This is a genomic window from Pseudomonas sp. GM55 (genome assembly GCF_000282395.1).
Taxonomy (GTDB): domain Bacteria; phylum Pseudomonadota; class Gammaproteobacteria; order Pseudomonadales; family Pseudomonadaceae; genus Aquipseudomonas; species Aquipseudomonas fluorescens_CC.
Genome location: NZ_AKJJ01000059.1, coordinates 1 through 3,739, shown reverse-complemented (window position 1 = coordinate 3,739; position 3,739 = coordinate 1). Strand labels below are relative to the sequence as shown.

3 protein-coding genes and 1 pseudogene are annotated in these 3,739 nt (G+C 54.6%); all 4 read right to left on the bottom strand.

Features of this window, described 5'->3' with window-relative positions; all coding sequences use genetic code 11:
- Positions 1-154: pseudogene (locus tag PMI31_RS30795) on the bottom strand (histidine ammonia-lyase); the annotation flags it as partial.
- A 583-nt stretch (positions 155-737) separates the two neighbouring features.
- Positions 738-1,385 carry a hypothetical protein gene (locus PMI31_RS16775; protein WP_008019356.1) on the bottom strand — a complete coding sequence of 216 codons (648 nt, stop codon included), beginning with the start codon at positions 1,383-1,385 and terminating at the stop codon, positions 738-740.
- 702 nt (positions 1,386-2,087) lie between these two features.
- The gene (locus tag PMI31_RS16770; RefSeq protein ID WP_043302439.1) at positions 2,088-2,663 is read right to left on the bottom strand and encodes a hypothetical protein; all 576 of its coding nucleotides are present in this window, start codon (positions 2,661-2,663) and stop codon (positions 2,088-2,090) included.
- Between the two features lie 190 nt (positions 2,664-2,853).
- Positions 2,854-3,739 (bottom strand): calcium-binding protein (locus PMI31_RS30010; protein ID WP_008019354.1); only part of this gene is annotated, 886 nt, incomplete at its 5' end.

The window sequence follows — 3,739 nt, the reverse complement described above, 5'->3', positions numbered from 1 at the left end:
TGCGGTTCTCGGCGAGGATCTGTTCCACGCAGGCCACGCTGGCTTCGATCTGGGCCGCGGCGCTGTGGTCGAGGGTCAGCTTCACCGGCTGCTGATAGACGTCACGCAGTTGGGCGAGGCTCAATTGGCCGGGGATCAGGTTCAGTGTGTGCATTTTCAGGCTCCTATAACCGGGGTAATCATTGGCAGGTTCAAGCCCTGCGCTTTGGCACATTCAATTGCAATCGGGTAACCGGCATCGACGAGTCACGAAACGTTGCAGGTTTACTGTCAGTCACGAAAAAGACGCTCAAGCGATCAATTCAAGCCAACCCAGGCAGTGGGCAAGCCAGCCTGTGCGCATCGTTGCGCGACAAGCGAATCAGTGGCTGTTGCGGAGAGCCTCAAGGGACTCATACGCACACGCATTTACTTGTACATACAATCATATGCAATCAAGCGGCCAACTTGTTGGACAGGCATTCAAGAAAAATTCGGAAGGGCTGGAGAGCGCCAGAATCAAGGGCTCTGGCGTTGGAGAAATTTTCGAGGGGATTTTTTCAGGACGAGGTGATTGTTACCTGAGCGTGTTTTTACGCTACACCGGTGGGGGTTGGTAACACCGGGACTCACTTCTTCAGGACGGGACAGACTCAAAAAAGGGCCTTGCGGTGCAGGTCCGGGTTGAAACCTGCACCAGGAAGATCGCCACCTCTCGGGCTCTGGGCAAGCCCGCAGGATTTACCCGCAGAACCGGCTTAGCATGCGCTTGCTACTGTTCGCTGAGGCGCAACGTAGTCGTCCTGTTGTTTCGCTCGCTGAGTCAGCGCCAGCATCGCCAGGAACCCGAGCGCAATCAGTACCGGATAAGCCATCAACAGTTCGGAAAGGGAAAATTTCCAGGCCAAAGGCCGCCCGACACCCAGCATGGCGGCATACATCCAGGACACGGCCGACAACGAACCGCAGGCCAACGCCAGCATTCGTGCACTGAATTCGAGTTTGAGCAAGGAGCCAGCCTTTTGCAGTGCCGGCAGTACCAGGCGATGCAACAGCACGCCGCTGTAACTCAGCAACGCGACAATAATCACTTTGGCTTGAAGCTTTGGATTCATAAAGTATTCGACTCCTTTACCCAGGTAATCAATACCGACGACAGCGATACCCGTTACCCACAAAGCTATCAGTGCAACGACCACAGACTTCTGAAGACTCTCCATGTGAGCATTATCATGCTCAGTGAACACTTTGCGTTTTAAAAGATCTCTTACCATCGCGACATCACTGGTCAACACCAGACCAATGGCTACACAGCACGCCACCAAATGAACGTAAATAACGCCCAGACGCAAAAACTCCAGGAATTCTTTATTTTCCAGCAGACTCATAATTGTAGTTATCGCCACGGTAATTTCTCCACCTTATTCGATAGTACAGATCGGCTACTTGACAAGATTCCTGACCATTAAAAATCCTGTGCGATCTTACTTCTACAAGATAAGCCAAATCATGGACTCGGCACTGTTAACTTCATTGACTCGCTTGGCAAATCAATGACCGGCTTGTTTATGACTTCCCTGAGGTTCAGATAAAAAATCCCATTTGCACTCACTGCCTTTGAGATTCGATTTCCACTTCTTTTTGCAATTGCGGGAGCAGGTCATGGCTGACGCGCTGAAGAATCAGAGGCCTCAGACGCTCCAATGTTCATTTTTCGAACAAGCCACCGACAAACGGTGTCGTAGCGCAAGTGCACCTGAAGCGACAGTAACAAGCAAACTTCCCCGCTATCCCTCACGACAGCTGGGCTGCTTGATTACATAAACTTCGACAATTGCATATTGGATCCACTAGTTGTTATACATCCCACAACTCGCGCAATAGCGAGCGACGCTTATCCAGTGCAAACACCAACTGCATACTCCGCGGCAATCCGGCCACCCTTTCAAGCCGGCAGCAACGCAGGATCAATTGAAACTATCAGTGCATTAATCAAGTACATCAGCGAATGGAATTTCTATTCGCCGAGGCGAAACAAACTGCACCACGAGGAACCATGTTAATACCAAGAGCAACTCATGCTTGCGCTTGCCGGTTACGCAGACGGTTCAAAACCCGAAGTAAACAAATGCCGTAGCTACAGCGATACCCCACGCGGCCAACGCCGTGACCGTTGAATTGTACGCAAACCGGGAATCTCTCAAACGCTGCAAGCCAGGCTTCGAAAAACCGGCCTGGTCATAACGGCAATGCATGATTGCCCGGTAGGTATACAGGAGGCCGACCAACAGAAACAGAGTGATCAGGCCGAGGACTAGTCCACGCCTGATTGCCGGGTTAACCAATGCGGCAAAGTGATCCTGTTCGCACGCAACGCTATCGATTTGCACAACGGTAATTCGCTGATAGTCCGTCAAAGGCCCCTTTGGGCCGATCTGGATTGCAGCTTGTTGCTCCAGATCCAGCGCCTGATACTTCCAGAGCGTTGACGATCCTTTTCGGCAGAAGGTAAATGCAGCAGGACTTGAGACGGTGATAATAAACGCGTCGTTGATGTCCAGTTTTTTCAGCGTTTCCGTGGCTGACCTGGTGAAGCCCAGGTCGAAGACCGAAGTAACCCCGGTAGCAGAAGCCGCAACCGCAACCAACAGGCTGCTCAAGAGGCAGATGGCTGAAATGTTCAAGGCCGGGTTTCCTTTTTCCATTGTTTTTTTTGATTTCGCAGTTCGGTTCCAACCTGCTTTGATGAGCGCCAGTACGCTGCTGGCACCCCGATAGCTAATGGGCAATTGAGTGGAAGGAGAAAGGGAGGACATCCATTGCCCTCCCCTCCCTCTACTGTCCCGCCCTCCTGCGACGGTACTGATCAGGACCTCAAGTGGCCAGAATGAAGTCCGTTTGATCAACGGTCGCACTGGCGACACCAACAAGACGGATGCTGTCCGCCCCGAACCCTACCAGCGTATCCGCCCCGTCAGCCGCGATGCTCACGTTGGCAGCGAACGTCGCGCTGGTGATCCCCAGCCCCGTGATATTGAGCAGGTCCTGCTCTGCGGCCAGATTGGCGCCGAAGTTCAGGATCGTATCGTTGCCGAAACCCGCGGCAGCAAACACGAACGTATCGTTGCCGAAGACGCCACTCATCACGTCGTTACCGCCACCGCCGGTGAGGACGTCGTTACCCGCACCGCCCACGATCGTGTTGGCCAGCGCGTTGCCGCTGCCCGCAAAGTTGCCGCTGCCGCCGAAAAACAGATTGTCGACGTTGGCACCCAGGGTGTAGCTCGCGAGCGAGGTCCACACCGTGTCGTTGCCGGCACCGGCGAGTTCGGTCACCACGTCCCCAAGGTCGGTGACTTCGTAGATATCGTTGCCGACACCGCCGTCCATCGTGTCGGCACCTGCGCCACCGATGAGGACGTCGTTACCCGCACCACCCACGAGGGTGTTGGCCAACGCGTTACCGCTGCCCACAAGGTTGCCGCTGCCGCCGAAAAACAGATTCTCGACGTTGTCACCCAGGCTGTAGCTCGCGAGCGAGGTCCAGACCGTGTCGCTGCCGGCACCGGCGAGCTCGATCACCACGTCCCCAAGGTCGGTGGCTTCGTAGATATCGCTGCCATCACCACCGATCATTACGTCGGCACCTGCGCCACCGATGAGGACGTCGTTACCCGCACCGCCCACGATCATGTTGTCGAGCGCGTTGCCGGTGCCCGCAAAGTTGCCGCTGCCGCCGAAAAACAGATTCTCGACGTCG